The 25160-nt window shown below is 58.8% G+C and carries 23 protein-coding genes; 17 read left to right on the top strand and 6 right to left on the bottom strand.

What is annotated here, in order from left to right; genetic code table 11:
- Positions 1-10 precede the first annotated feature (10 nt).
- From sctJ to ACSQ20_RS10935, 3 genes are read right to left on the bottom strand one after another with little or no spacing between them, the layout of a single operon-like run.
- Entirely contained in the window at positions 11-844 is an 834-nt protein-coding gene (sctJ, locus tag ACSQ20_RS10925; RefSeq protein WP_436019770.1) for a type III secretion system inner membrane ring lipoprotein SctJ, read from the bottom strand.
- A gap of 11 nt (positions 845-855) precedes the next feature.
- Positions 856-1284 (bottom strand): hypothetical protein, encoded by a 429-nt coding sequence (locus ACSQ20_RS10930; protein WP_436019772.1) that lies wholly within the window; start codon positions 1282-1284, stop codon positions 856-858.
- Between the two features lie 58 nt (positions 1285-1342).
- Positions 1343-1939 (bottom strand): HrpB1 family type III secretion system apparatus protein, encoded by a 597-nt coding sequence (locus tag ACSQ20_RS10935; RefSeq protein ID WP_436019774.1) that lies wholly within the window; start codon positions 1937-1939, stop codon positions 1343-1345.
- 187 nt (positions 1940-2126) lie between these two features.
- Between ACSQ20_RS10935 and sctU the strand changes: the two genes are divergently transcribed.
- The 11 genes from sctU (at position 2127) to ACSQ20_RS10990 (ending at position 11063) form a co-directional block, all read left to right on the top strand.
- Positions 2127-3209 (top strand): type III secretion system export apparatus subunit SctU, encoded by a 1083-nt coding sequence (sctU, locus tag ACSQ20_RS10940; RefSeq protein ID WP_436019776.1) that lies wholly within the window; start codon positions 2127-2129, stop codon positions 3207-3209.
- Between the two features lie 35 nt (positions 3210-3244).
- On the top strand, positions 3245-5218 hold the full coding sequence (locus ACSQ20_RS10945; protein WP_436019778.1) for an FHIPEP family type III secretion protein: 1974 nt from the start codon (positions 3245-3247) through the stop codon (positions 5216-5218).
- 21 nt (positions 5219-5239) lie between these two features.
- Positions 5240-5866 (top strand): type III secretion system protein SctP, encoded by a 627-nt coding sequence (gene sctP, locus ACSQ20_RS10950; protein WP_436019780.1) that lies wholly within the window; start codon positions 5240-5242, stop codon positions 5864-5866.
- A 66-nt stretch (positions 5867-5932) separates the two neighbouring features.
- On the top strand, positions 5933-7051 hold the full coding sequence (gene sctQ / locus ACSQ20_RS10955; RefSeq protein WP_436019782.1) for a type III secretion system cytoplasmic ring protein SctQ: 1119 nt from the start codon (positions 5933-5935) through the stop codon (positions 7049-7051).
- Positions 7038-7685 carry a type III secretion system export apparatus subunit SctR gene (gene sctR / locus ACSQ20_RS10960; RefSeq protein WP_436019784.1) on the top strand — a complete coding sequence of 216 codons (648 nt, stop codon included), beginning with the start codon at positions 7038-7040 and terminating at the stop codon, positions 7683-7685. The genes sctQ and sctR overlap by 14 nt, the downstream gene beginning before the upstream one ends.
- Positions 7686-7695: 10 nt before the next feature.
- Positions 7696-7959 carry a type III secretion system export apparatus subunit SctS gene (sctS, locus tag ACSQ20_RS10965; RefSeq protein WP_436019786.1) on the top strand — a complete coding sequence of 88 codons (264 nt, stop codon included), beginning with the start codon at positions 7696-7698 and terminating at the stop codon, positions 7957-7959.
- On the top strand, positions 7956-8837 hold the full coding sequence (locus tag ACSQ20_RS10970) for a hypothetical protein (RefSeq protein ID WP_436019788.1): 882 nt from the start codon (positions 7956-7958) through the stop codon (positions 8835-8837). The genes sctS and ACSQ20_RS10970 overlap by 4 nt, the downstream gene beginning before the upstream one ends.
- Positions 8838-8888: 51 nt before the next feature.
- Complete coding sequence (locus tag ACSQ20_RS10975; RefSeq protein ID WP_436019790.1) at positions 8889-9938, top strand: hypothetical protein; 1050 nt, start codon at positions 8889-8891, stop codon at positions 9936-9938.
- Positions 9939-9994: 56 nt separating this feature from the next.
- Positions 9995-10237, top strand: a complete 243-nt coding sequence (locus ACSQ20_RS10980; RefSeq protein ID WP_436019792.1) for a hypothetical protein — start codon at positions 9995-9997, stop codon at positions 10235-10237.
- Positions 10238-10332: 95 nt separating this feature from the next.
- Complete coding sequence (locus tag ACSQ20_RS10985) at positions 10333-10533, top strand: hypothetical protein (protein ID WP_436019794.1); 201 nt, start codon at positions 10333-10335, stop codon at positions 10531-10533.
- Positions 10534-10607: 74 nt separating this feature from the next.
- Positions 10608-11063 (top strand): CesT family type III secretion system chaperone, encoded by a 456-nt coding sequence (locus ACSQ20_RS10990; RefSeq protein ID WP_436019796.1) that lies wholly within the window; start codon positions 10608-10610, stop codon positions 11061-11063.
- A gap of 37 nt (positions 11064-11100) precedes the next feature.
- On the opposite strand, the gene ACSQ20_RS10995 is transcribed toward ACSQ20_RS10990, so the two are convergent.
- Positions 11101-12771 carry a trehalase family glycosidase gene (locus ACSQ20_RS10995; protein WP_436019798.1) on the bottom strand — a complete coding sequence of 557 codons (1671 nt, stop codon included), beginning with the start codon at positions 12769-12771 and terminating at the stop codon, positions 11101-11103.
- A gap of 417 nt (positions 12772-13188) precedes the next feature.
- Between ACSQ20_RS10995 and ACSQ20_RS11000 the strand changes: the two genes are divergently transcribed.
- Complete coding sequence (locus tag ACSQ20_RS11000) at positions 13189-14004, top strand: hypothetical protein (protein WP_436019800.1); 816 nt, start codon at positions 13189-13191, stop codon at positions 14002-14004.
- Between the two features lie 677 nt (positions 14005-14681).
- Positions 14682-17684 carry a hypothetical protein gene (locus ACSQ20_RS11005; protein ID WP_436019802.1) on the top strand — a complete coding sequence of 1001 codons (3003 nt, stop codon included), beginning with the start codon at positions 14682-14684 and terminating at the stop codon, positions 17682-17684.
- 380 nt (positions 17685-18064) lie between these two features.
- Here ACSQ20_RS11005 and ACSQ20_RS11010 read toward each other — a convergent pair whose 3' ends face one another.
- Together ACSQ20_RS11010 and ACSQ20_RS11015 are read right to left on the bottom strand one after the other, a co-directional pair.
- Entirely contained in the window at positions 18065-18760 is a 696-nt protein-coding gene (locus ACSQ20_RS11010) for a hypothetical protein (protein WP_436019804.1), read from the bottom strand.
- Positions 18761-18980: 220 nt separating this feature from the next.
- Positions 18981-19862 carry a response regulator transcription factor gene (locus ACSQ20_RS11015; protein ID WP_436019806.1) on the bottom strand — a complete coding sequence of 294 codons (882 nt, stop codon included), beginning with the start codon at positions 19860-19862 and terminating at the stop codon, positions 18981-18983.
- A 310-nt stretch (positions 19863-20172) separates the two neighbouring features.
- On the opposite strand from ACSQ20_RS11015, the gene ACSQ20_RS11020 reads away from it, so the two are divergent.
- The 4 genes from ACSQ20_RS11020 to dxs all read left to right on the top strand — a co-directional run bounded on the left by ACSQ20_RS11020 (position 20173) and on the right by dxs (position 25138).
- On the top strand, positions 20173-21018 hold the full coding sequence (locus tag ACSQ20_RS11020; RefSeq protein WP_436019808.1) for an anti-sigma factor family protein: 846 nt from the start codon (positions 20173-20175) through the stop codon (positions 21016-21018).
- A gap of 370 nt (positions 21019-21388) precedes the next feature.
- Positions 21389-22027 (top strand): glutathione S-transferase family protein, encoded by a 639-nt coding sequence (locus tag ACSQ20_RS11025; RefSeq protein ID WP_436019810.1) that lies wholly within the window; start codon positions 21389-21391, stop codon positions 22025-22027.
- A gap of 285 nt (positions 22028-22312) precedes the next feature.
- On the top strand, positions 22313-23176 hold the full coding sequence (locus ACSQ20_RS11030) for a polyprenyl synthetase family protein (RefSeq protein WP_436023048.1): 864 nt from the start codon (positions 22313-22315) through the stop codon (positions 23174-23176).
- 54 nt (positions 23177-23230) lie between these two features.
- Positions 23231-25138, top strand: a complete 1908-nt coding sequence (gene dxs, locus ACSQ20_RS11035) for a 1-deoxy-D-xylulose-5-phosphate synthase (protein WP_436019812.1) — start codon at positions 23231-23233, stop codon at positions 25136-25138.
- The last annotated feature ends 22 nt before the right edge of the window (positions 25139-25160 follow it).

The following is a 25160-nucleotide window of genomic DNA, read 5'->3' on the forward strand; positions in this document are numbered from 1 at the left end:
CGCGCTTCGGTCAGGTCCGTGAACGCATCGATCCAGCATATTTCCGCACTTGCGTGATGACGCTTTGAATGCCTGCACGCGCCCGGCCCGTCCAGCGCGACATCTCATCTTTCAGCGTCGCGGCGAACCCTTGGCTCGCGCGCAAATACGCCAGCGCGGCCCCCACCAAAAAGATTGGGACCAGCGCAGCCATTAGCCACGAGCCATAGTCGGGGCTCGCCTGCGTAAGCGCGCCCACATCGATCGAATCGGCTGGTACGGTGATGACGCTCACCTGGTCATAGATCAATCCTTCAACGCTATGGACAACTAAATTTTTGATCTGTGGAACTAGCCCGGCGACGTTGACATCGGGCCGGTACTTGATGAAGACCGAAGCCGACGATGGCTTGACCGTTTGAGCAAGCGGATCGTTGTTCGGCAGCACGATCTGCACGCGGGCCGAAACAACACCGTCGATCCGCGATAAGGTTCTTGAGAGCTCTTGCGACATGCCATAGATGAACCGCACGCGCTCTTCCGTCGGCGTCGAAACCAGCCCATCGCTTTTGAACATTTCACCGAGCGAAGCGAACTTTTCCTCGGGCAGCCCGCGTGCGCGTAAAAGCTCGGTTGCGCGTACGACCTTGCCGCTGTCCACCATAACGCCCCAGCTCTTGCCGCCGTCCGCCGTTGTCTTGTCAGCTTCGACGCCACCTTCCATCAAGGCCGCGACCATTTCGTTCGCCTGACGCTCGTCGACGTTGCTGTAGAGCTCCTTCTTGCAAGCCGTGAGCGTCAGGCACAGCGACGCCAGAACCACCAAGGTGGCCGTACGGGGTCCGAAAAACCGAGGATTACTCATCGTCCACTCGACTATTGATTCTTCATCAACGTCTCGACAGACGACTTCACGCCGTTGGCCACGTTGACATTGACCGTCATCTGAAAGTTGGCGACAGCTACCTCGGTTGCCACCTGCGTCGTTGCGTTCATATTTTCCATGACGCTCATGAAGGGCGCGGATTCCCGCAACTGCAAAACGTCCTCAAACGCGTTTTTCATGATCGAGTCCTGCGACTCGATGATCCGTGCCACCGGAGAGCCTGCGATGGCCCCCGATGACTCGACCGGCGCGGTCGGCACACCGGCCCCGTCCGCGCCACTCATCAGCGCCTGAAATTTGGCCGCAAGCGCAGCGTCCGGCTGCGCGCCAGGCTGCTCGATGATCGGTACTTCTGCGTGCGCCTCATTTGCGGTGCCCATCGGCATTTGTGTCTGCAGCGTCGCCAACGTCGGATCCATATCGCCTCCCCCCTTGCATCATGTGCTCGAAATAACCGTTACCGGCATCGTGCCGCACTCATGCCCGCATGACGCCCGATAAACCAGCGCTTGAAACCAAAGCGTCAGGCGCCGCGTCGACCGCTTGCGCGTCCGCGCCCAAACCCTGCCCCACCGCACCCACCGAAGCCGCCAGCGGCGGGACGCCATCTCGAACACTGATGTACTCGTCGAATGCGCGAACAAAGCGCACCGCATCGGGGGAGTCTCCGCTCGCCAATACTTCCTGCGCAACGGGACGCCACGCCGAATCGTTTTGCTGGGAAAGGCAGAATGCGAGCATGGCCTTACCGTATTGAAAGTCCGGCCGCAATGTCACAGCTTCGTAGAGCGTTTGCGTGGCCTCTCGCCACTGGCCTCGGACGATATGCATCAGCGCATCGAAAATCGACAGCTCGATCACCCTGGGCCGCAGGACATGCAATGCATCGATAACCGATTCGATGTCGCCCAGTGCGACACCGGGAGGCACCACTGCGCACAACTCGTCGTTCGCGTCGAACGAAATCGAACAGGCCACTTGCGCGGTAGTGACAAGGTCGATCAGTCCATCCACTAGTTCCGCGTCGCAATCCATGTAGTTCATCGCAATCCCACCACTGATGTTCGTTAGCATGAAAACCGGATCGCATCCGGTCCGCCGATCATCAAACAATAGGCCTTGCGCCGCCCGCAAGATCACACGGACGCGAACGCACATCGCGAAACGGCGAATGCCAGGCAATAACTGTCTTGTGCACGCTTACCACCGCCGCTATCGTTGCGCTCACCTGGACGTGCTGCCAGCAGCGATTGGATTTGCCATGAGCGACGAAAAAACTGAAGAACCGACCGACAAGCGACTGCGCGACAGCCGCGAAGAGGGCGAAGTCGCGCAAAGCGTCGATCTGGTCGGCGCCGTCGTGTTGTGCGCGTCGTTCGGCGTGCTCGCAGGCATGCGCGGCCCCCTTGTCCAGGCGCTCCAGTCCCTTGTGCGTGATTCGCTGGCCTTCCTCGATACCGATCGAAGCATGGCGTCGCTGACGAGTGCGCTGTTGACGCTCGGATTCGATGCACTTCGTGTCGTCGCCCCGTTTGCGCTCGTGGCGGTCGTTGCAGCGATCCTGGCATCGCTGCCGCAGGTAGGCTTCACGATTTCATTTGAACCGGTCGCGCCGAAGCTTGACGCTATCAGCCCCGACAAGGGATTCAAACGAATCTTTTCCTTGAAATCCTGCTTCGATCTCGGCCGAACGATCGTCAAGGCCATCATCATCGGCATAACGCTCTACAAGGCGGTCGTGCTGCTGCTGCCTCTCGTGGTGAACGCGATTGGGCAACCGCTCGATACGATTACGCAGGTTTCATGGACCGCCCTTATCCGTGTCGTCGGCATCGCGGTCGGCATCTTCCTTTTAATCGGATTTGCCGATTTTCAGTTCCAGCGCTGGAATTTCATACGCGAACATCGCATGAGTAAGGATGAGGTTAAGCGCGAGCATAAGGAAAGCGAGGGCGACCCGCATATCAAGCAGAAGCGTAAAAAGCTGGCCAAAGAAATCGCGTTTTCCTCCGACGGCGGAAAAGCGGTCAAGAAAGCCAATGTGCTGGTGGTGAATCCGACGCACTATGCCGTCGCAATCCGCTACGTACCCGCCGAAAATCCTCTGCCCGTCGTTATCGCAAAAGGCACGGACGAGCTCGCAGCACGGCTGCGCCGGATGGCGCACGAAGCGGGCATTCCGATCGTCGGCAACCCGCCCGTTGCACGCGCACTCTTCAAAACCGAGCTCTATCAGCCCATACCCGAACCGTTGTTCGAGGCGGTCGCCGCGATCTTGCGCTGGGTCGACGACATCGGCGCACGAAAACTGGCTGCCGCCGATGTTTCGGCGCCGCCGTCATAGGCGGGCGCCATCGTTTCTTATTGTTGGAGCGCAGCATGATGCCACGCATGTCAAAACTACCAGCGGCCGGCGAGATCGGCATCGCCTTGCTCGTCGTCACGATCATCTCGTTGATGATCCTGCCGCTGCCCACTGAGGTCATCGACGCCCTGCTCGCATTCAATATCACGATCAGCGTGACGCTTCTGATGGTGACGATCTACGTCTCCGATATCGTGCATTTGTCGTCATTTCCGTCGCTGTTGCTATTCACCACGCTCTACCGGCTCTCGCTCAACATCGCCTCGACGAAGTCGATCCTGCTGCATGCCGATGCGGGCACCATCATCGAGAGCTTCGGCGAGCTCGTCGTCGGGGGCAACCTGGTGGTCGGCCTCGTGGTATTCGCCATCATCACCACCGTTCAATTCATCGTCATCGCCAAAGGATCGGAACGCGTGGCGGAGGTCGGAGCGCGCTTCACGCTCGATGCGTTGCCGGGCAAGCAAATGAGCATCGATGCGGATCTGCGGGCCAATGCCATTACAGCGGACGAAGCGCGCAAACGGCGCGGCGCGCTGGGCATGGAAAGCAAGCTGCATGGCGGCATGGATGGCGCGATGAAGTTCGTAAAGGGCGACGCCATCGCCGGGTTACTCATCACACTGATCAATATTGTTGCGGGCATCGCGGTTGGCATGATGTATCACGGAATGAGCTCGGGAGAAGCAGCCAATCGGTTTTCGATTCTCTCGATCGGCGACGCGATGGTGTCGCAAATCCCGTCCCTGCTGATTTCGGTCTCCGCGGGCGTCATCATTACCCGTGTAGCCGACGATATGAACCCGAGGGGAAACGAATCGCTCGGCGACGAAATCGGGCGGCAATTAAGCGCCAATGGGCGTGCGCTGTATCTCTCGGCGGTCTTGCTTGTCGGCTTTGCACTGGTGCCAGGATTTCCGACCGTGCTGTTTCTCGCGATCGCTGCCTGTCTTGCGCTCGGCGCATACAAGCTGACCAAGCGCGAAAAAAAACCGGAAACCACTTCAGCTAAGCCGCTGCTCGACGACGCTGTCACAGCGCTGCAGCGCGCGGGATCGAAACGCTCCGCTCCTGCTATCCTCTCGCGCGCGCCGGAGCTGACCTGCCCGATCGGCGTACGCCTCGGACACGATCTCGCCTCGCTGCTCGCGGCCGATAGTCTGCACAAGGCTTTCGATACACGCCGTGCCGCGCTCACCGAAGAACTCGGGTTGCCGTTTCCGGGTATCACCATGTGGAGCGCCGACTCACTCGAGCCATGCGCTTACGAAATCCTCATCCACGATGTGCCCTACGCGAAGCGCGAGCTCGCTGCCGACAAGCCGACGCTGATCGACGGCTCCGCTGCCGATTGCCCCGAAGCAGCGATCGCCGCACATACGATGGACGTCATGCGCGATCATGCATCGCTATTTATCGGCATTCAGGAAACGCAATGGGTGCTCGACAAGCTGAATGACGAATATCCGGGTCTCGTGACCGAGGTGCAAAAAGTTGTCCCCGCTCAGCGCATTGCGGAAGTATTGAGACGCCTGCTCGAGGAATACGTCTCCATTCGAAATGCACGTAACATCATGGAAAGTCTGATCCATTGGGGGCCCAAGGAAAAAGACACGCTGCTATTGACCGAATATGTGCGCGGCGATCTGAGCCGCTTCATGGCATACCGCGCAGCGCGGGGTTCGAGCAAATTACCCGTCGTGCTGTTCGATATCGCCGTGGAGCAGCATTTGCGCCAATTGATCAAACAGACGCCGACAGGCAACTACCTCGCGCTTTCGCCCGATCAATCTGCCTCCTTCATCGCAAAAATTGCTCAGATCGCGGGTAGCACACCACGCGAGGATCGAGCGGTCGTCACGTCCATGGACATCCGCCGCTACGTCCGTCGCATGATCGAGAGCGACCTGCGCTGGCTGCCCGTGTACTCGTATCAGGAGCTCGGCAACCTGATCGAGCTTCAGCCGCTCGGTAAGGTCACGCTGTAGCGCGATTGATGATCTCGAATCATGGCTCGCATCGATAACAGCCCAGTACGCATTCTCGCGTCCGGCGATCAAGACCAGGATCGGCGCGCACGCACGCGAAGTACATCGGTCGACTATGCCGCCCTGATTCGCCGTGGCCGTTCGCGCGATCGAATCACATTCGGCCGGGAGGGCTCCCACGACGGCACCGAACAGCGCCCTTCCATTTCACATCGGTCAACCCGCGAGCAAGGCGAAAGCGATGACGAACATCGAAGCGCAGATGCGACCTACACTGCCGACGAGCGCGAGCTCGTAGACCGACTGCCATCGATGGTCCACGGGCTCCTTAAAGCGATCGTCAGCCGCGCCATCGGGGGCGATCGCATCGTCGCTGAGATTGCTCATACGATCGAGCGATTCTGCATGGATCCCGCAGTCGCGGACGCCGGGCAATGGGATATCGAACTCGATCTCGATCCTGCCGTGCTGCGCAACACCACATTGCTATTGCATCTTTCGCCGTTTGTGGTTCGGATTCGCTTTCTTGTGCGCGATCCGCATGCCAAACAACTAATCTCCGATCACGTGTACGCGTTGAAGACCCGTCTTGAAAAAGCAATGAGTGCAAACGGCGCTTTGAGAGATATCAATATCGAAATCGATTAAACGGTCTGTCAATTCAAGTCGTTGCATGGCCCCGGATATGCGATCAACAGATTCACGCGTGATTTCATGGAGCAAATCTTCTTGGACTCTCAGCAGCAAGCCGAGCATCGCCCACTGAGCGAATGCCTGGCACGCGTATCCCGCTGTGGTGCCGCACTCTCACGACTTGCCGGCTCTACCGCGTTTATCGACGCGCTGACGCGCAATGCGTGCGTGAACGCGATGTCAGTCACGCCGCCACGCGCGCAGATCGTGAGATCTGGAACCGCCGAAATCGCACACGATTGCGGAACCGCACGCATCGCTTTCGATCTCTCACGACATGCAGCGGTTGCGATCGTCGCCAAGCCGGCGAGCGCTCCATCTTCGATGGCGTTGCGTGAGGCGGTCTCTGCCTTGTTGCTCGCTCCATTGCTCAGGCAATTGAACACGCTTGGATTCAGTGGTCTGAGAATCATGTCGCTTCAGCACATCGAACCGACGAAGCAAGTCCGGTCGCTGCCACCCCTTGCGAGCGTGGCACTCCACACCGGCGGCCAGACCATCGAGTTCGATGTCGTCACGGCAAGCGACCAGTTTCTCTCGCCCCTCGACGTTTACTTGCGGGCGGATTCGCCGCTACGTGCCCCACTGCCGCCGACGCTGGCCGATCTCAACTTGCCCGGCAGCGCACGGTTAGGTACGCAACGGATCAAGACATCCACGCTCAACACATTGCGAACTGGCGACGTCCTGCTCGGCGGGGTACCTGCGCATTACCGCGCGTGCCTCGATAGCACGCGCGCCCCTCTCTCGCTCGAGCTCGCCTGGGGCGGCGCCGGCTCATCGCGCGTTGCCGCAATCGGCACGCTTGTTCACACCACACTTTCGATCAAGGAGGGACCCAACATGCGCAACGATACGCAAGACACCGACATCAATACGATGACCGCGGAAGACTTTATCGACATGTCCGACTTCGAGCTCCCCGTTCACCTCGAAGTGGAAACGGTCCATCTGACACTCGGCCAGATCTCGACACTGTCTGCCGGCTATGTGATGGAACTGCCGGTACCCCTCGCCGAATCGCGTGTTCGGCTGGTCGCATATGGCCAAACCATCGGTCACGGAGAACTCGTGGCGGTCGGAGAGCATCTCGGTCTTCGCATCATCCAAATGGGAGCTTCTCCCGATGCAACCCACTGACATTACCGGCTTACTCGTCGTTGTCATCGCGATCAGCATTTTGCCGTTCGTCGCGATGGTGGTGACGTCGTATACGAAGATCGTCGTTGTGCTTGGCCTCGTACGCAATGCGCTTGGCGTGCAGCAGGTGCCGCCCAACATGGTACTCAACGGCATTGCTATCATCGTTTCTTGCTACGTTCTTCTGCCTGTCGGCCAAGCGGCAATGCAGAACATGCGTAACGGCGACAACTCCGCGCAGGGCGTCACCGCCATGCTCCAAGCGGCGGACGCGGCGCGTGAGCCGTTCCGGCAGTTTCTGATCAAGCACACGCACGAGCGCGAAAGAGCGTTCTTCGTGCGCTCCGCAAGCGCACTCTGGCCCAAGGAAGTCGCCAGTGCCGTTAAATCGGACGATCTCATCATACTGGCGCCTTCATTCACGCTGACCGAACTGAATGACGCATTCAAGATCGGTTTTTTGCTTTACATCGCATTCATCATCGTGGACATCGTCATTGCCAACGTGCTGATGGCGATGGGCCTGAACCAGGTCAATCCGACCAACGTCGCCATTCCGTTCAAGTTGCTGTTGTTCGTTGCGACGGACGGCTGGTCGATGCTGATTCACGGCCTTGTATTGACCTATAAATAGCGAGCGGAACATGGATGTTCAGATGCTCACCCGCATGACCACACAGGCATTGCTGCTGTGCATGTATATCTCGCTGCCCGTCGTGCTCGTGGCCGCGGCTGTCGGCCTCGTTGTTTCCTTTCTCCAGGCGATCACGTCGATACAGGACGCGAGCATTCCCCATGGCGTCAAGCTTCTGGCCGTGGTCGTGGCACTTGCGATCGCGGCCCCTTGGGCCTCGGCAGCGCTGGTGCGATTCATGCGGGAAGTTATTACGACGGCGATCCCATCATGAGTGCAACACGCGTCGATTCCTCCACTGACCGATATGCTTCCGAGCTCGATCCGGCGAATGACGTCGATGAAGAACAGGACGATGAAGATAGCCTTGGTGAAGGCTCCGATTCCGGCGAAGTGACGCGCCAAACGGCTTACGGCAGATATGTCTATCGCACTCGCCCTCAGAACTCGCGTGCGAATAGCGGGGGCAGCGGCAAAAAGGGACTGCGCGGGCTTTCCTCGCTCAGGTCACGCTTGTGCGCCGAGGAGGATGCGGTGGAGGCCGATGACGCGGTAACACCTAACTCCCCGTCGATCGCCCGCAAACAGGTACGTGAAAAGCATGAGGACGGGGGCTCAGGCCAGCATGGAAACTCCGACGGGCAATCGCGCCGTGGCAACGGCTTAGCGAATCCACGCCTGTCTTCGCTCGATGTGAAAGCGGGCTCACCAGTGGCACCGATCGATCCGGCGTTAGCTCCCTTTTTGGCACCGCTCCGCGATGCCGTGGCGAGCGCGGACCCGCAATCGGGGCCATCGACGGAAACACTGATCCGATGCATGGTCGCCATGTACGATTATCTCCGCACGCATCCGACAATCAACGCACGCGCGGCATTTCAACAGTTTCATCTCGTTGCGCGCGCGGCTCGCAATGAACACGTGCCAACCCGGCGTGGCGCGGGGCTCGACGAGATCGAGGAAGCCATGGCACGGCTCCCTACGATACCGCACCTCGAGGGCAGCGACCCATTACCGGAGCTGGAAAAGACACTGAATCTGTTGGCTGCGCTACTCATGCTTTCATCGCTCGGGCCTCAGTCGCGGGATCACAAGCGCATGTTGGAACCAAGAACGCGTGCCATCGCCATGCATGCGAATAAAGTCGCGTAGTCACGTGTTAAAGAGCTAGGCATTGAACAATTGCAAAGCCGAGAGCTGATAATGAAAATCCTTCGAATTCTCACGGGTGTCCATGCAGGCGCGCAACTGAAGTTGGAGGCGGCGACATCGCATCGGCTAGGCGCGACGCATGACGCAGATATTCGCGTAAGCGACAGCGGTGATGCCAGTGCAATGCTTATCGTCGACGCTCGCGGCATTGTCTCTCTCGTCGAACTGGCCACGCGGGATGATGAGAATCGGGATGTTCCGCCGGGTGCGGTGTCAGTAGACGCAACTGACAGCCCGCATGGCGCAGGACAAAGCAAGGAAGCGGAGGCCGCCCCCGCACCCGTACCGGTTCTTCTTCCCGACTTTGTCCCGTTCAAGCTTGGTGAGATTGTGATCTGCGTTGGCGATGAAGCGGCCAAATGGCCTGCCGATATCGAGTTGCTCAATACCCTGTTTTCCGCAGGTCGAAACAAGACCAATCCCCAGCAGCCCATTTCACGGCGACGAAAGGTTATGGCATACGCGGTGTGCAGCGTTCTTCTTCTCTTGGGTTCATCGATGCTCATGCTGCTCCTCAGCAGCGGCAGCGGCGAAGCTGCGCAAGTTCGCGACAGCCGGGCGCTTGCACAAAAAGCGGCCACGGCGCTCGTGTCGGCAGGTTTAACCGAGTTGCAGACGAGTGCGCGCGGCCCCGTCGTCGTGATCACCGGCATGGTACGCACGACGGGAGACGACGCGATCGCACGCTCGATCATCAAGCGGCTCTCAAAACGCCGCGGCGTGATCGAGCAGCATTACGACGTCGCCACCACGATCGTGCAGGACATCGAGGAGGGCCCGGGCATGCGCGGCGCGCACGCGGAGTATGTCGGCAAGGGCGTTTTCAGGGTGACGGGAACGGTGGACGACCTCACCCGTGCGCGCGATGCGCTGACCCGACTGGGACCGAGCTTCGACAGCAATGTTCGACGCATCGACAACCAGTTGACGCAATCGGCTGAAGCAGCACAGCCCACACCTTATTCCGAAATTATTTCGAACGGCAATGTCAGATTCCTGCAATCGCCCGACGGCACTAAGCACCTTTACCTTGCAAAGTAGTCGTCGCCTACCAGGGTATTGTCGAGACCTGAATCTACCTAGTCAGGAGATGGATCATGTATGAAGCACTCAAACGTGTTGCCGCGGACATGAAGTTTAAATCACCGGATTCGCCAATAGGACACAAGGACCGGGTTCAAGCCGTGTGCGCGGCGCTCGCCGACACAGCGGCGGTAATGGAAGACGAGATCCCCCGTGCCGCGTCCGAGATCGACATCGCGAACCTCAAGACACTCAGCCAAGGCTTCCGCGCTGCGCACCGGCTGGTGGAAGGACTGCACGACAACGTGGACGAGTAGACCACGCTTGTTGGCATAACCAACTCACTCCGAAGTCAGAGTGCCTCTCCGACTCTGGCAGTGGGTATTTTTCTTATCTTTTTATGGAGGCTGTTATGGGACTCTTAAGCAGCGGTTTTTCTCTTTTGCAAAACGGGAAAGATATGGGGGCGGCCGGCGCTGAAGGCGGTGGATACGATGCAGGAACGCGGGCATTGAGCGGGTTCGCGCAGAATCAGATCAACGAGAATGCGAGGACTGGCTTGATTTATTCAATGATGCAATCCGGCAACGACCTCTTGAACAAGGTACGCTGATTCCAGGCTCGTACCAGGCACCATATTGAAGGGACCGTCCCGACAAGTCGTATGCGGGACGGCCCTTTTTTGCTATGAGCGCTCAACTCTACGAACAGCTTGTCACGCAACTATGCGACGTGCTCGGGTTTCACAACCCGCGGCATGTACTGGATTCAGGCGCGCTCGAAATAGAGGATTTCGAAGTCCGTCTTGCCCATCTCGAGGCAGACAACGACGCGATGTACATGAACTTCCATTTCGGCACGGTGACGGCGGGACGCACGCTCACGGTATTTCGCCTGATGCTCGAGGCGAATTTGCTTATCTATGCCCAGGAGCAGGCTCAGCTCGGCCTCGATAGCAATACGGGTGGCATCGTCTTGATCGTGCGCGTCGTGATGGACTACGACATCGATGGCGATTGGCTGGCCGATCTGCTGGAACATTACGCCGATCACGGCCGCTATTGGCGCAAGAACATCATCGAGTCGGCCGACGAAATGTTCGACGGTATCGCCTCAGGCATGTTTATCTGGTTGCGCGCGTAACGCGCGCAACCGTCTAAGCCGCTCACACCGGAAGAGATCAGGCCGCGAGCGGCTTTTCCGGCACGGGCCTGGGCGGCATGGGGCGATCGAGAATGTCGGCGACTTCGGGATAAATCGATGCCAGCCACTGCAACGTCTCGTTGGTCATGGTCATGTCCGCTTCGACGCGATATTCACCGCCGCTCGCGGGCTGACCGTTGCGGCCGAATTTCTCGAACGTATGACCTGTATTGACATAGGTCTGCCACGCGTTTTCGGCAAATGCGATCGCGACTTTTTTGGCTTCCTCGTTTTTGCCGTACCGTCGCAGTCCCTCTACCGCCTTCATGGTCGGGAGCGCCCAGAAACGCTCGCCGTCCCATTGCTCCTTGCTGTCCCACGCCGCCGAGGCGGCAAGCCCCCACTCGGTCAGCAGTTCCTCCATGATCATCTTGACGACAGCGTCGACGGCGTCTGGAGGTACGGTGCCGGCCCACAGCGCATTGGCGATTTCGGAGGTGACGAGCGGATGGAGCTTGCCTTCGCGCGTGCGGTAGTGGGCACCGATTTCCCAGGTACCATCGGGCTTCTTCTTGAAGAATGTCGACTGAATGCTCGCTGTACGCCGCTCCCGCACCGCATCCATCTGGTCTGCCATCTCGGCATACCCTCCCGCCCTGAGCGCGCGAACAAGGGCCTGCTCTGCCATCACGAGGTGCGCGTTCTCCTGCAATGGAATCGAGAAATTGAGTTCGCCGCGACCGGTTTCGGGGTTGACCTGCGCTTTGCTGAAATCAATGCCCGATCGAGCGCCCTGGCGTTTCACCTCGTAAACATTGGCAGGATTGACCGGCGCGTCCGCTGAGCGCTCTTTGAGCTCCTCGTTGGCCACCTCGACTTCTTCAGCCCACCCTTCCGGGCGCGGTCCCGTCGCGAAGTCGTGATAGACGTTCAGCATCTGACCGTCGGGCAGCATCGCCACACTACCGAAGATCTGCCCAGGCCCGACCGTATCGGCGCCGAACATATAGTTGCGCCATTCCGCCATCAGCTCTGGAAGGTATTGAACGAGGATGTCTTCGTTGCCCGTGTAGTCCGCGACCCTATTGCACAATATCGCGAACGTCGCCACCTGAGTACGCGTGTAGTAGTCTCGGTTTCCGTTGCTGACCCTTCCGGTCACGCGGATCTGATGTGCCATATTTTCAAGCGTATTGAGCGCCAACTCCACGTTGCCCGCAGCCAGTTCGCCCATCACGCTCGGCAGCATGTCCCAGCAGTACCCTTCGGCAAAGCGATTTGAAGGAATCGCTTGCTCTTTAGGCACCGCAATCAACGAGGAACCGGCGGGCGGATGACTCATGTCCAGCGTGTTTTCCACCCGCTTATAGTGGATGTGCTCCGCCAGCGTCTTTTGCGGATACGGCTCGATCGTCCATTCTCCGCCCGGCCTGTCTGGCCGCTCGAAGTTCTCTTCGATAAACGAGGCGAGGTCGAAACCCGCCCACATTTGGTACGGGGTCGCATTGCCGGTCGCTCGTCCCTGCAATCGCAAAGCCTTTTGCTGGTGGTACGCCGCAAGCTTGGCTTCGAAAGCCTTCATGATTTCTTCGGGGGGTCTTTTTGGCCGACAATCGACAAACGCTTTGCTGTCGGCGCCACCGAAAAACGCGGTCAGGCGTTCCCCTATCTCATTGCCTTCGGGAAATATCGTGCCGCGCAGTTGCACGAACATGAACAACGTGCCGAAGCGTTGCGCGTGCGAAGGCATGACGACAGGCTCGACAATCCAGTTGTCAGGCATTTCGTCGAACATCTGCACCAGGATTTGTTGGGTCGGAGAGCCCTTAAAGTCAGGGGCGGCCTGCGCAAAACGAACGGGAGTGTTGCGTTCGCGTTGCCGTCGGTTGGCGCCGGGCGTTTGCGTGGCCTCGGTGAAACGCCCTCCCCATAGGCGGTTTCGGCGTGTTTGTCGACCTGCTCCCACCTCGATGGAGGAATGGGAGTTCGGCGCCTCGAGGCGCCCCCAGTTAGCATCGTCGGCGAGAATATGGCCTATCGCCGCTCGCAACGTTTCGCGACCCTGTTGATCGTAACGCGTGAGGTTTGCACCTGCTGTCTCGATGGCACTCAGCATCGCCAAGCAATGCCGAACCCGCTCGGCGGCTGCGGGACGCAGATACTGACGTCGGGTCACCGGATGACCGTCATGCCCTCCCGCTTTTTCGAACGAGGAGCGCGTCTTTTGATCGAGCTTGCGCGTATCGATCGAGAACTCGCGAAATACATCGCCATCGGGATTTCCGGCCGGCATCACAAGATGCGCCGTGCGGGACGCGGCCACGACCTCGGCATCCAGCGGATCGGGGCTGAATGCACCCATCGCTTCACGCTCGTCACCGGTCAGCGTTGCTTCTCGCTCGGCTCGGGACGGACCACCTGGCAGCACACTCGGCATGGCTTTGCACACGCCAAGAAACGCATTCGCGGCTGTTTGCATGCGCGAATCGTTCAGATCGATCCACCGTGGCAACAACCGCGTAACGCCAGCAAGCAAGCTGACTTCTTCAAGTGTGGTCGGCCGAACAATACCAGCTTGCACACTTGCGTTATGTGGCAGGAGGTACGCGGCGGCCGCGAGAGCTATGCGTGTATATTCCCGCCTTTCCGTGGAATCGGACCTGCGCACGAAGGCAGACGGCGCAAGGGCATCCAGCACCTCAAAACCGAGATCGCTGCCAGCCAAAGCGCAATGGGCCATCAAGACAGCATGCCGAACATCCCTCGACCCTCGTTGCGGCTTATGCCAGTTGTCCAGCACTTCGATGGCGAGATCCGCATCGTGGTTAGTCGCGCTGGCCAGCGCCTGAGCCAGGAGGATCGCATGTCCGCAGCGCGGCCCGCCGTCCGGACGGATATTCAGGAGCCGCTCAGCGAAGCGCTGAGAATCGGGCGAGTCTAGCCGAGTGCTCGTAAATAGTGACGCGATAAATCGGGCTGCGCTTGCCTCATTTTCATAAACGCCCGTCGTCGAAAATATCCTCGAGGCGGTTTGGGCTATCTCCGGCGGCGCGGTGAACTGTTTGGCGACCTGCTGGTTGAGTTCGCACGCGAGTTCAGACGCCAGCGTGCGTCGCGCGCCCGGGACAGAGGTGCGATTCTCCAGCGCGCTCAATTGACCGGGCTGTTCGTAGGCACGGCCTGTAGTTTTGCCGCCTGCCGCTCGCGTTTTCGCGTTTGCCGTCTCGTCTGCTGCTACGTCAGGCGTCTCGACGCGCACAAGATTGATACGTCCAGGCATCATCGTTGTCTCCCTCCTTGTCATGGGTCTGGGGACGACGCCGGAATGCGCCTGCCCTGGTCCCTATGAGGCGAGGCTACCGGCCCATTTGTCCGATTTCTTCCCATGCGAGCGAACCCGTTGTTACAGCGGGCGAATACTTCATCGGAAATCTATCGACAAAACGTGACTTGTCTCCGGAATCATGCGCATCGCATCAGTATTCGCGCGATACGCATATCCATTCGCCGTTCCGGTTTATCGCGGCACTGTTTGCGCTTACGCTCTCTGACACCCTGTGTGCATTTCGCGCCAACGCTTACAAGAGCGAGAAAGCGCGCATCGAACGACGTACGAGCATGGACACTAATCGCCTACCTGACGATCGCGCGCTACCGGCCGGATATGAAAGCGATCTCCCCGCGTCTTCGACCGCGAGCAACGAGCCAACGCCGGCCCAGCGGAAAGAAAACGCCGATCATTCGCAGCAATCCCTAGGCTTCGCCTCCGGGCAGTTGGCGGCGTTGATCGAGAAGAAGGTCAAGCCGTTTATCAGGAATTTCACCCATCTGCCGGGCGATGAGTTGCGAAGCCGGCAACGAACGGCGCCCCTCGAGACACGGACGCTCTATCAGTCCGGCGACATCGATGGTCGACTCTTCGAGCCTCCGTCTGACCGAGGCGGTAGCGCTTTTCTAGAATCGCTGCGCCTCGCCTTCGCAAGCGATGAGGCAGAACTTTCCGGCCCTGACACGGCGCCCTCGGCCGGTTTGTTCGACGTTGCTTCGTACGAACGAAAAAGCGCGCAAGCGCAAAACGTAGCGCGCAAGCTGGCTGAGCAGGAAAAAACGCTGTTTGGCAGAACGCATCGCTTGGAAGCCATGGCGAATCATGGAACGCCCGAAGACCTGTCCCTGGTCTATATAGCATTGTTTCGGCACCCCGATCATTTGATGACCGCCGAGACGCTTGAAGCGATAACGATTGGTGGATCGCTGAACATGCGAGCCGCGGCACTACTCGCCCTCGGCCAGAGTTTATCCGAGACCGCTTCAACCACCCGCCAAAAACCCGACTTCAAGCCGCTGATGCGCCAGCTATCCTTTCCCGACGTTCGTCCAGAGGCGATCGACGCTATTTTCTCCGTCTATGCCGCGCAAGCACGCATCGGCGATGGCCTAGATTGGTCGTCCATCCGTACGCTGCTTTATCGATGGAAAGACGCGCTGTCGTTTCAGACTGCGGCCAATAATTTGACGTCGCTTTGCAGGACCTGCGCCGACATAGCGCTTGAAGTGCCGGCGGAGTTTCTCGCTGGGCTGAGCAATGAGGTGGAGGACCATCAGATCGCCGCATTGGGACGATCCCTTACACGGATCGTCAACCAGGTGCCGGATCGCACAGACTGGGTGACGGATCCGCCTGCTCCGGCAAGCACCTCACTCCCCGGCGCTCGTCCAAGCGCACGGAGCAGAAAGATTACATCGCTCATCGCGATAAGGAACGACAAGGCACGTCGGGCTGCTTATGGAAAGCTGGCGCAACAGCACGCCATGCGAATATCCGCAGGCGAACTTGCGGCCGAGGAATGGGAGACAGGACTCTGGTATCGCGATGTCTTACCGAGCGCGGCTCCATTGGGATTATCGGTCGATGATCTCAAGCAACGATATCGAGCGACTCAGTCATCGAAGACCGCCTTCGCCTTTAACGCAAGGTTCGGCGCATATCTCGTAAAGAACTTCGAGATGACTCCCGAATGGCGGCAATTCCTCGCTTCGGACAATTTTCTTAATGGGCCATTACTCGAAATCGCCCTGAGGAATCAATTGCGAGCAAAGATGCCATCGTGGTCCGGCAGCGGAGGCGAAAAGCTTGTGCTCTCGATGCCTTGGCAGGTGGTAGACAAGGAGGCTCCCAACGTTCTGATGGCTGACGATTTCGCCTCCTTGGATACGCCTTTATGGCCATCGCCAATGCTTTTTGCTGAAGGCTCACTTGATGCGCGAGCGAACTTCATTCTGGTTCAGCCGCCGATATCCGATATCGCAAGCGAAGAAATCGATGGGCAACCAGAGCTTACAGCGCCGGCGGGATATGTTCTGCGCGACTGGAAATGGCACTTGACCGCTTTCATCGATCGTTCGATAGCGTTCGATTACGTCATCAATCCCCTGCCAAGCAGTCCGCAACACCGTACGTCTCGGGCCGAAGCGCTTGATCCGCCCTTGCCGGAAATGGGGCTGCTGGCGATCCCGCATATGGCATCGTCGGATATCGTCGTCAACAAGGGGCTCGCGCTTGGGCAAATCGCGCGCGACCTGAGTTCAATCGATGAAGACGTCATTCCCCCGACGTTATGGCTGTGGACGGCGCGGGAATCGCTGCAAGACGGTGCGCGCAATTTTCGCAGCGAGCTTGTTACCGCTTCCACTAACGGCTCGACCGGCAAATTTTCTTCACTGCAGCTCGATGGCCTGTCGCGAGCAAAGGGCGTCAAGGAAATCACGCAGTTCATGCAACGGTTTGGCATTACGCATTTCGTCTTCAAGCCCACTGACGAATTAGGAGGAAAGGGAGTCTGGATGCAGCGTGTCGATGCACCTGACGCAAGCCCCACCGTCGAGAAACTTCCTCGAACCGAAGAGACGCCCAAGCAGATTGCAACGCAGGCGTGGGAGCTGTTATCAGAAAACCGCAGCGGGGTGCTTCAGGCCATGGTGGAAAGTATTCCGCTGATCATAGACGGTGAAGTGAAGGGTTGGGACGTACGCGCGTATGTGGCCCGCGATGCCAATGGTAAAACGTCCTTTTCCGGTTGTTTTGCCCGCATCGCCGATCGTTGGAAACGCACCAATTTATCCCAAGGCGCAAAGGCGATGCCCATCGAGCAGGTGATTCAATTGCTCACGGAACAACTTGGCCAAGATAATCCCGCGTTGACAGCGGAGCTTCTCTCGCTCGAGAACTCCCTGGCGCAACGGAGTTTGGCCATTGTCAACAGCACAGTCGATGCCAGTGACAGGGCTGGCGTCGCGAAGAATGGTGAGGATATGACCGCGTTCGTCGGAATTGATTTTATCGTCACCCTTGCAAAGGAGGCTGATTCGCCGCCTGGCGGAAAGCGAATCAAGTTTCCGGCGATTGAAGAGAACGGCGCGAGGTCGGGTGGAATGGGATCGATCGAAGAGGCGCTGCGAGATCTCCCCGACGATCACGAACTTCGCGAAAAGTACCGAAGCAGCAATGGCGGCTTCGCGCTGCTCGAAGGCTACACGAATGCGATTGTCAGCCGAGCCGTCGAGAATCGGCGTCACCGGATCGACAAGCGCGGAGGAAATCGTGCGGAGAAAGATCAATAGGCGTTTGATCGAGACCACTGCCCAGACGATGCACGAGATATAAACCGGCGCTGCCGCTGAGGGCTCGGAGAGTGCACCGGCGAACGCCTGATTCGCTTCCGCACCCCTTTTGATCCCCTCAGAAACTTTCCAGTTATCGAGCAAACATATGCTTCCTGGGCGCCCGCACCTGTACTATGTCGAGACTCCAAGCCAGGGATGGGAGTCTCGCGCGTAGCAGTCGCCTCCGCATTCAAGCTGGCGGTTTCGTGCTCGGGCTCGAATCGACTTCGGTGGGCGTCGTGCAACCGTCGGACATGTCAACCGGATTTTTCGGCAGCGGATCGACGTTCATTCATATCCCGCTGCAATGGCGAATTATCACAACGCGCATTCGAAATTCATACACCGAGCGGGTGGCCATGCGCCGCCGCTTGCGGTGCCCGTCCGGCGTTATTCTTCCGATATCGCGCCTCGACATGGCTCGCGAAATCTTCGATCTCTTTGTTTACGCCTCCCAACTGCGCTCGTTGGTCGGGATCCCACATCATCTTCACCAGAACCTCGACCGCCTTTGCCGCATCCGGCCACGCAGCCAATGGCTGCCCCGCAGCCGCTAGCCCTATAGCTTTCGCCGCATGCCCAACGAATTTGCCAACATTCTCGGGAGCCGATCCGTCGGTTTGACCACCCATCCAAGCCGCTTTCAAACCATTCGCGATCTTGCCAAGATGTGCGCAAACATCCTTCGCCATCTCAGGGGCCGTACCTAGTGCTTCCGCGTCTTTGAAGGCGTCGATCACAGAGTGAATCGTGTCAGCAGTTTCGTTGACGAATGCGCTTATATCGCCCGATGTCGCAGCGCGGCCCATCGCGCCGATCCCACCGCCGACGTTCGCCGCATGACGCAACAGACGTTTCTTTGCAGGGCTTTCCCCGACCGCGTCCTGCAACCAATGCACGTTCTCATCGACGGTCGCCCTTGCACGGTGCGCTTCTTGATCACCCTCGGCTTTGTCCGTGACGCTACCGCCCTCGCTTTGCGAGTCCAGGACGTTCTGCGTATAGTCCGCTTCACCAGTCTGATTGACCTTCATTTATTTTCCTTTGCTACAGGCTCGGGGGCCACCACGGTCGAACTCTCTCGCACGACACTTGCACTGAGCGCATACACGCGGCGGTTACGCATCCATCGTAGCGGCGCCCGCATCTTTGAGTAACGCGTAAAGGCGAAAAGCGGTGACATGCCGCGAGAAGCCATTCTGATTCGCTCGTCGCAGCGCCACAGTCGGATTCCCATTTCAGCATTCATAGCGTTCACCCCAGGGGACTCAATTCGATTTCCGGCTCTTGCGCACTGAGCGGTGCCAGTCCGTCCGCCAACGGCAAAGCCAGTGGAACGGCAGGCGGCGATACCCGATGTTCTTCACGCACATCGAGCACGTACCCGCGCGCATATACAGTCCGCAACCTGAGCCCCGCCCCACCATCGAGCAGCAGCTTCTTGCGCAATCGATAAATGTGCTGTTCGAGCGGCCGCGCAACGATGTCTTCCGCGCAGCCCCAAACCGCACCCGCAATCTGCTTTCTACTCAGACATTCACCGACCTTGGAAAACAAGAGCCAAGCCATCGTAAATTCGTTGCAGGTGAGTCTGACGGGTTCGCCATTCAGCGACCCGGCACGCGTGGCTTTGTCCAACACGCACTGCCCGAGTTGAATCTGTCGGCGGTGGTGTCCGAGCGCGCCCGAGCGCCATAACAGCGCGTGCGTGCGGGCGTGCAGTTCGCTGAGGTCGAACGGGTGCAGCACTACATCGTCCGCGCCCGCCCGAAAAATCTGCTGAATGTCCCGCGCACGAAGCCGCACCATGACGACAAGCGGCAACGATCGATCGGCATGGCATGCCCGCCATTCGAACAGAGCATCGGCCGGATCGAATGAATGCCCGATGTCGTAAAGCACCGCACTATATGTGTCGCGCTGCAGGTCGCGAATGACGGACTCTCTTTCCGGATCGATCCGCCGGCAGGCGATACCATCACCGGCAAAGCACGCTTCGATACGTCGATACAGGTCCTCATTACCAGTGAGGACAGCCAGCTTCAACGATGAACCGACACAAAATGACGCGTCCCGCGACGAGGCGGCTGCAAGTTGCCAGCCCGGCATCTCCTTCGAAAAACGTCTGGACAGCATAAGCCCTCCCTCAGTGCTAACAATTTGCAGCGAAATCACGAACATTGCGACGTAGCAACGCGTTTTTTGCGTCATAACTTCGCGATGCTTTCACCCCCACAACATCCGTAGACATCGATTTATTCCGCGCCTGCAACGACAAAAAATAACGGGAATAAAGCGCGAGCTCAGCTGTTATTGCATGAGGGGACCCACAGCTTTGCCGGGTCCCTCCTGGGAATCACGACGGGCGGGATGATAGAGGGCCTGACTGCACGTGACACGATTACGCGTGCGCGCGCCAGTGCCGCCGATCAGTGGATCGCGGCCGATGCGACGCACTCGCTTCGAACCGGAAAAGGACCGAACCGAGATGGATGTGGACGACCGCCTTCTGATGTCGTACGTCGACGGTGAACTCTCTCCCGATGAGCGCGTGGCAACCGAAGCCGCCGTCGCCGCATCGAGGGAAGTCGCCGAGCGCGTGGCAGCGTTGCGAGCATCGTGCCTGCCCTATCGGGCGGCCTTCGAGCACGTGCAGCAGGCGCCACTGCCCGCATCGCTCGCCGATCGGGTGGACGAGCTGGTCAGCGTTAGCCGTCATCCGCTCGAGCGAGCCGGACGGAAATCGCCTTATCTGATGTTTGCCGCGCTCGCGGCAGGCATCGTGCTTTGCGCCGTGACACTCAGCCTCGTTCCCAGCACTTGGCCCATTTCATCGACAGTGGAGCCATGGGTCAAGGCCGTCGCAGGATATCAAAGTCTGTATGCGCGCGAAACGATCGCGGCACTCCAGGAAGACTCCAGTGCGACAGAAAACGCGCTCTCCAAGTTGCGCCGAACGATGGACCCCAAGCTTAACGTGCCGAACCTCCTTCCACAGGGTCTGTTATTCAAGCGATTACAACAGCTCGATTTCCGGGGCCAACCGCTCGTGCAACTTGTCTATTTGCCGCAGACAGGCAAGCCTGTCGCCTTGTGCATGCTCAAGGAAGCCAAGCCGGACGAAGGCGTGCGTGTGCAAACAATCGACGGCATGCAGGCCGCTACTTGGCGACGCGATCATCTCGCCTATGTCCTGTTGACGCCCAATTCCCAGATCGATGTGGATAGCCTGGCCCGGGAGATTGCCTCGGGAAAGGTGGCCAACGTTTATGCCGATCTGCCACAGGGTTGAAGTCAGGGCGTGAATGCGCGATACGGGACTCCACCGTCGGCAGTGCGACACCAATGGGCGTCGCATCCGATGCCGGACCAACAGCTAAGCAATGCAACGTCCAATGCAGCTCCGCCGAAGATCAGCCCAGCTTCGCCTACGAGCCGGCGTCAAAAGCAATGAGCGCGCGCGTAGATGAATGGATGACGTGCCCGACACCGCATTCCGCAGCGGCGTTCGCTGCCCGCTCGCATCGGTTCGCTCTTTGGCACGACATTCCCGATGAATGCACATACCCTGCTCAATTACCACCGCCTGCGGACGCAAGGCGCACGCATCCTCACAGCCGCTGGCATTCCTCGATCAACCATCCCTCGGTAACATCACCGCCATGGACTTGTTCATCCACCCCGCATCGCCAAACTGTATAGCCGTGCTCGCCGCGGCTCGAATCGTGCAACAACCGCTCAATGTCGAACACGTCGATCTGTTCGCGGGCGAGCAGTACCGTCCGTCATTCCTCGCAGTGAATCCGAACGGTCTCGTGCCCGTGTTGCGAGACGGCGATTTCGTCCTGTGGGAAACAATCGCCATCCTGCAGTACATCGCAGCACTCGACCCTGAAGCGCGCTTACTGCCATCTGCTCCGAAGCAACGCGCCGACATATCTCGATGGCTTGCGTGGGGTGTAGCGCATTGGAACCCTTCGCTGCGGCCGTTTGTCATGGAGCGACTGATCAACAAGCGCATGCAAGGAAGCAAAGCACCTGACGAAGCTCTGCTCGAACGGTCTCAGTCGACCTTGGATAAGACGACGTCAATCTTGGAACAACAGTTGTCGCGTTCCGCGTTTGTATGTGGAGACCAGGTTTCCATCGCCGACCTTCATCTCGCCGCGGTCCCGATCTATGCGCCCCACGCGCGAATCGACTTCACACGTTATCCTCGTCTGCAACGCTGGTTGGAGAGCGTGCACAGCCTGCCCGAGTGGCAAGTTTCCAGCGGCGGCTCGATGAAAATGAATCCGTAGGCGTTCGCGACTTGACCAGTTCTATTCCTTCGCACGACAACCGTACGCCTTCGCAAATTTGCAACCATCGACTCCCGCGCTGGATATCCTCGTAACCATTCATTCTTCGAACTAACGTTACAGAGCAACAAGCACCGCGTCGGCTTGCCTTCGCATCCTAATGCAGTCGCCTTTTATAGGTGAGTCGGGATGAATAGTGTCGCTTCATTCGGCGAACTGACGCCGATATCTGCACCTCGGACGACGCCAGCGAGCAGCGCTCAAATTCACGATTGGGCGTCCGAGGTGGTGGCGCGAACCGAGCGCGCTTTACTGGGTTGTCTGCCGCACCACGTATCCGACGCTCATCCGCTTGTTGACGGCATGCGATACGTCACGCTCGGAGGCGGCAAGCGACTCCGGGCAATGCTCTGCCACGCCGCAGGCGAGCTCAATTCGGCCCCCCTCGAAACGCTCGACGAAGCGGCTGCCGCCATCGAAATGATCCATGCATGCACGCTCGTTCACGACGACCTGCCGGCAATGGACAACGACGTCATGCGCCGCGGCAAGCCGACCGCTCACGTCAGATTCGGAGAGGCAAACGCCATTCTGATCGGCGACGTGCTGCAGACTCAAGCATTCTTGACGCTGGCGGGAATGAACCTGCCGAACTCTCGCCGGATTGCGCTGGTTCGCGAGCTTGCTCGTGCAATCGGCACGGAAGGCGCCGCGGGCGGCCAGGCAATCGATCTCGCCTGCGTCGGTGGTCAGATGACGCTCGCACAACTGATCGAGATGCATCGACTGAAGACCGGTGCGCTCATACGGGCCGCGGTACGCATGGGGGCATTGTGCGCCGTGCCTGACGAATCCGAGCATTCGATGCTTTTTCAGGCTCTCGATGAATACGGTTTTTCAGTTGGCCTGGCATTCCAGGTCGTCGACGACATTATCGACGTCACATCCAATTCAATGACGCTCGGAAAGACGGCAGGAAAAGACACGGTAGCAGGTAAGCCAACGAGCGTATCGATTCTGGGCGTCGAAGCATCGCGACGCTTTGCACTCAAGCTGTATCAAGACGCGGAGGCGGCGCTCGAACCGCTGGGCGCACGCGCTGCCCGCCTCTCCCAAATTGCCGAGTTCGCCATACATCGCGTACGTTAAATTTCAGATGCGTTCAACATTCATCGACAGCGAAACTCGCGCTCGGAGACGTCCATGTATGACCTGCTGAAAACCATCGACGATCCGTATACGCTGAGGCAACTCGATATCAGGGAGCTTCCGATTCTGGCAGCCGAGCTGCGCGCCTTCCTTCTCGAAACCGTGTCCCGTACCGGCGGACATCTATCTTCGAACCTCGGCTCTGTCGAACTCACGATCGCGCTGCATTACGTCTTCGAAACCCCACACGATCGGCTCGTCTGGGACGTGGGACACCAGAGCTATGCACACAAAATTCTGACGGGGCGACGCGAGGGCATGAAAGCGCTACGCCAGTCCGGGGGCCTCTCAGGTTTTCCTCGTCGCTGCGAGTCCGAATACGACACCTTCGGCACGGCGCATTCAAGTACTTCCATTTCCGCTGCGCTTGGCATGGCCATCGCCAGCCGGTTAAAGCGTGAACGTCGCGCGTCAGTCGCGGTTATCGGCGACGGCGCGATATCGGCTGGCGAAGCGTTCGAGGCATTAAACAACGTCGGCGTGCATGACGACCTTCCCCTCATCGTCATACTCAACGACAATGAGATGTCCATATCGCCACCCGTCGGCGCACTTCATCGATATTTGACCAAGCTGATGGACGGGCAATTCTATGCGAGCGAAGAAAGACGCGCCCGCGGCATTCCGTCGAAGCGAGTACGGGAGGGGGCGCATAACCCCGAAGCCCATGCCAAAGCGATACGATCCACGGCGACCGTTTTCGAGGAATTTGGCTTCTACTACGCAGGTCCGATAGACGGACATGATCTCGCCACACTCGTCCCAGCACTCGAACGCTTAAAGCAGCAGCAACGCCCGCAATTAATTCATGTCGTGACGGAGAAAGGTCATGGATACAAACTCGCGGAAGATGATCCGGTTCTCTACCATGGTCCCGGCAAGTTCGATCCGGGCGAGGGAATCAAATCAGGTGCTGGAGCGAAAGCGACTTATACACAGGTATTCGGCGAATGGCTATGCGATGCGGCGATGCTCGATCACCGGGTGGTGGGCATTACGCCGGCGATGCGCGAAGGCTCCGGCCTGGTCGAATTCGAGCGGCGTTTTCCGGACCGCTACTTCGATGTCGGCATCGCCGAGCAGCATGCGTTGACATTTGCGGGTGGGCTGGCTTCCGAGGGGCTAAAACCCGTCGTCGCCATCTACTCGACGTTCCTTCAACGCGCATATGACCAACTGATTCACGACATTGCGCTCCAAAACCTTCCCGTGCTTTTCGCACTCGATCGCGCCGGCCTAGTAGGTGCAGACGGCCCTACACACGCGGGAGCTTATGACATCGCATTTCTGCGGTGCATTCCGAATATGACGATCATGGCCGCTTCAGACGAAAACGAATGCAGGCAAATGTTGCATACGGGGCTGCAAATCGATGGCCCGTGTGCCGTTCGTTATCCGCGCGGCAGCGGCCCCGGCGCAACCGTCGAAAGGCGACTCGACATGCTGCCGGTGGGCAAAGGAGAGATTCGTCGGCAAACCACCTCACCCAAGGGGCGACGCATCGCGCTGCTCGCGTTTGGCTCGATGGTCGCGCCTAGTCTGCAAGCCGCGGAAAAACTGAATGCGACGGTTGTCAATATGCGATTCGTGAAGCCAATCGATACACAGCTCATCACGGAAACAGCGCGCACGCACGATGCGCTGGTTACGGTCGAGGAAGGCGTTGTGATGGGTGGCGCGGGATCCGCAGCCGCCGAAGTATTGGCCGCGCAAGGGCTGTCCGTTCCACTGCTTCAGCTTGGTCTGCCTGATGCGTTTGTTCCACACGGCGATTGCGCGGCGTTGCTCGCCCAATGCGGTCTTGACGGCGACGGGATCGCTCGCGCGATAACCGATCGGTTCGCTGCCCTGTTGATCGGCACGCGTTCCGATACCCACGAACTGAGCGCGCAAGCTGCATGAGTGCCCTATGCACGGAGAGAAT

The organism is Trinickia sp. LjRoot230, from assembly GCF_964253315.1.
GTDB lineage: Bacteria > Pseudomonadota > Gammaproteobacteria > Burkholderiales > Burkholderiaceae > Trinickia.

Bases quoted from the DNA above. Each gene is read 5' to 3' on its own strand.
- sctJ (WP_436019770.1), bottom strand. From the start codon at position 844: ATGAGTAATCCTCGGTTTTTCGGACCCCGTACGGCCACCTTGGTGGTT.
- ACSQ20_RS10930 (WP_436019772.1), bottom strand. From the start codon at position 1,284: ATGGATCCGACGTTGGCGACGCTGCAGACACAAATGCCGATGGGCACC.
- ACSQ20_RS10935 (WP_436019774.1), bottom strand. From the start codon at position 1,939: ATGCTAACGAACATCAGTGGTGGGATTGCGATGAACTACATGGATTGC.
- sctU (WP_436019776.1), top strand. From the start codon at position 2,127: ATGAGCGACGAAAAAACTGAAGAACCGACCGACAAGCGACTGCGCGAC.
- ACSQ20_RS10945 (WP_436019778.1), top strand. From the start codon at position 3,245: ATGATGCCACGCATGTCAAAACTACCAGCGGCCGGCGAGATCGGCATC.
- sctP (WP_436019780.1), top strand. From the start codon at position 5,240: ATGGCTCGCATCGATAACAGCCCAGTACGCATTCTCGCGTCCGGCGAT.
- sctQ (WP_436019782.1), top strand. From the start codon at position 5,933: ATGGAGCAAATCTTCTTGGACTCTCAGCAGCAAGCCGAGCATCGCCCA.
- sctR (WP_436019784.1), top strand. From the start codon at position 7,038: ATGCAACCCACTGACATTACCGGCTTACTCGTCGTTGTCATCGCGATC.
- sctS (WP_436019786.1), top strand. From the start codon at position 7,696: ATGGATGTTCAGATGCTCACCCGCATGACCACACAGGCATTGCTGCTG.
- ACSQ20_RS10970 (WP_436019788.1), top strand. From the start codon at position 7,956: ATGAGTGCAACACGCGTCGATTCCTCCACTGACCGATATGCTTCCGAG.
- ACSQ20_RS10975 (WP_436019790.1), top strand. From the start codon at position 8,889: ATGAAAATCCTTCGAATTCTCACGGGTGTCCATGCAGGCGCGCAACTG.
- ACSQ20_RS10980 (WP_436019792.1), top strand. From the start codon at position 9,995: ATGTATGAAGCACTCAAACGTGTTGCCGCGGACATGAAGTTTAAATCA.
- ACSQ20_RS10985 (WP_436019794.1), top strand. From the start codon at position 10,333: ATGGGACTCTTAAGCAGCGGTTTTTCTCTTTTGCAAAACGGGAAAGAT.
- ACSQ20_RS10990 (WP_436019796.1), top strand. From the start codon at position 10,608: ATGAGCGCTCAACTCTACGAACAGCTTGTCACGCAACTATGCGACGTG.
- ACSQ20_RS11000 (WP_436019800.1), top strand. From the start codon at position 13,189: ATGCCGAACCCGCTCGGCGGCTGCGGGACGCAGATACTGACGTCGGGT.
- ACSQ20_RS11005 (WP_436019802.1), top strand. From the start codon at position 14,682: ATGGACACTAATCGCCTACCTGACGATCGCGCGCTACCGGCCGGATAT.
- ACSQ20_RS11010 (WP_436019804.1), bottom strand. From the start codon at position 18,760: ATGAAGGTCAATCAGACTGGTGAAGCGGACTATACGCAGAACGTCCTG.
- ACSQ20_RS11015 (WP_436019806.1), bottom strand. From the start codon at position 19,862: ATGCTGTCCAGACGTTTTTCGAAGGAGATGCCGGGCTGGCAACTTGCA.
- ACSQ20_RS11020 (WP_436019808.1), top strand. From the start codon at position 20,173: ATGCGACGCACTCGCTTCGAACCGGAAAAGGACCGAACCGAGATGGAT.
- ACSQ20_RS11025 (WP_436019810.1), top strand. From the start codon at position 21,389: ATGGACTTGTTCATCCACCCCGCATCGCCAAACTGTATAGCCGTGCTC.
- dxs (WP_436019812.1), top strand. From the start codon at position 23,231: ATGTATGACCTGCTGAAAACCATCGACGATCCGTATACGCTGAGGCAA.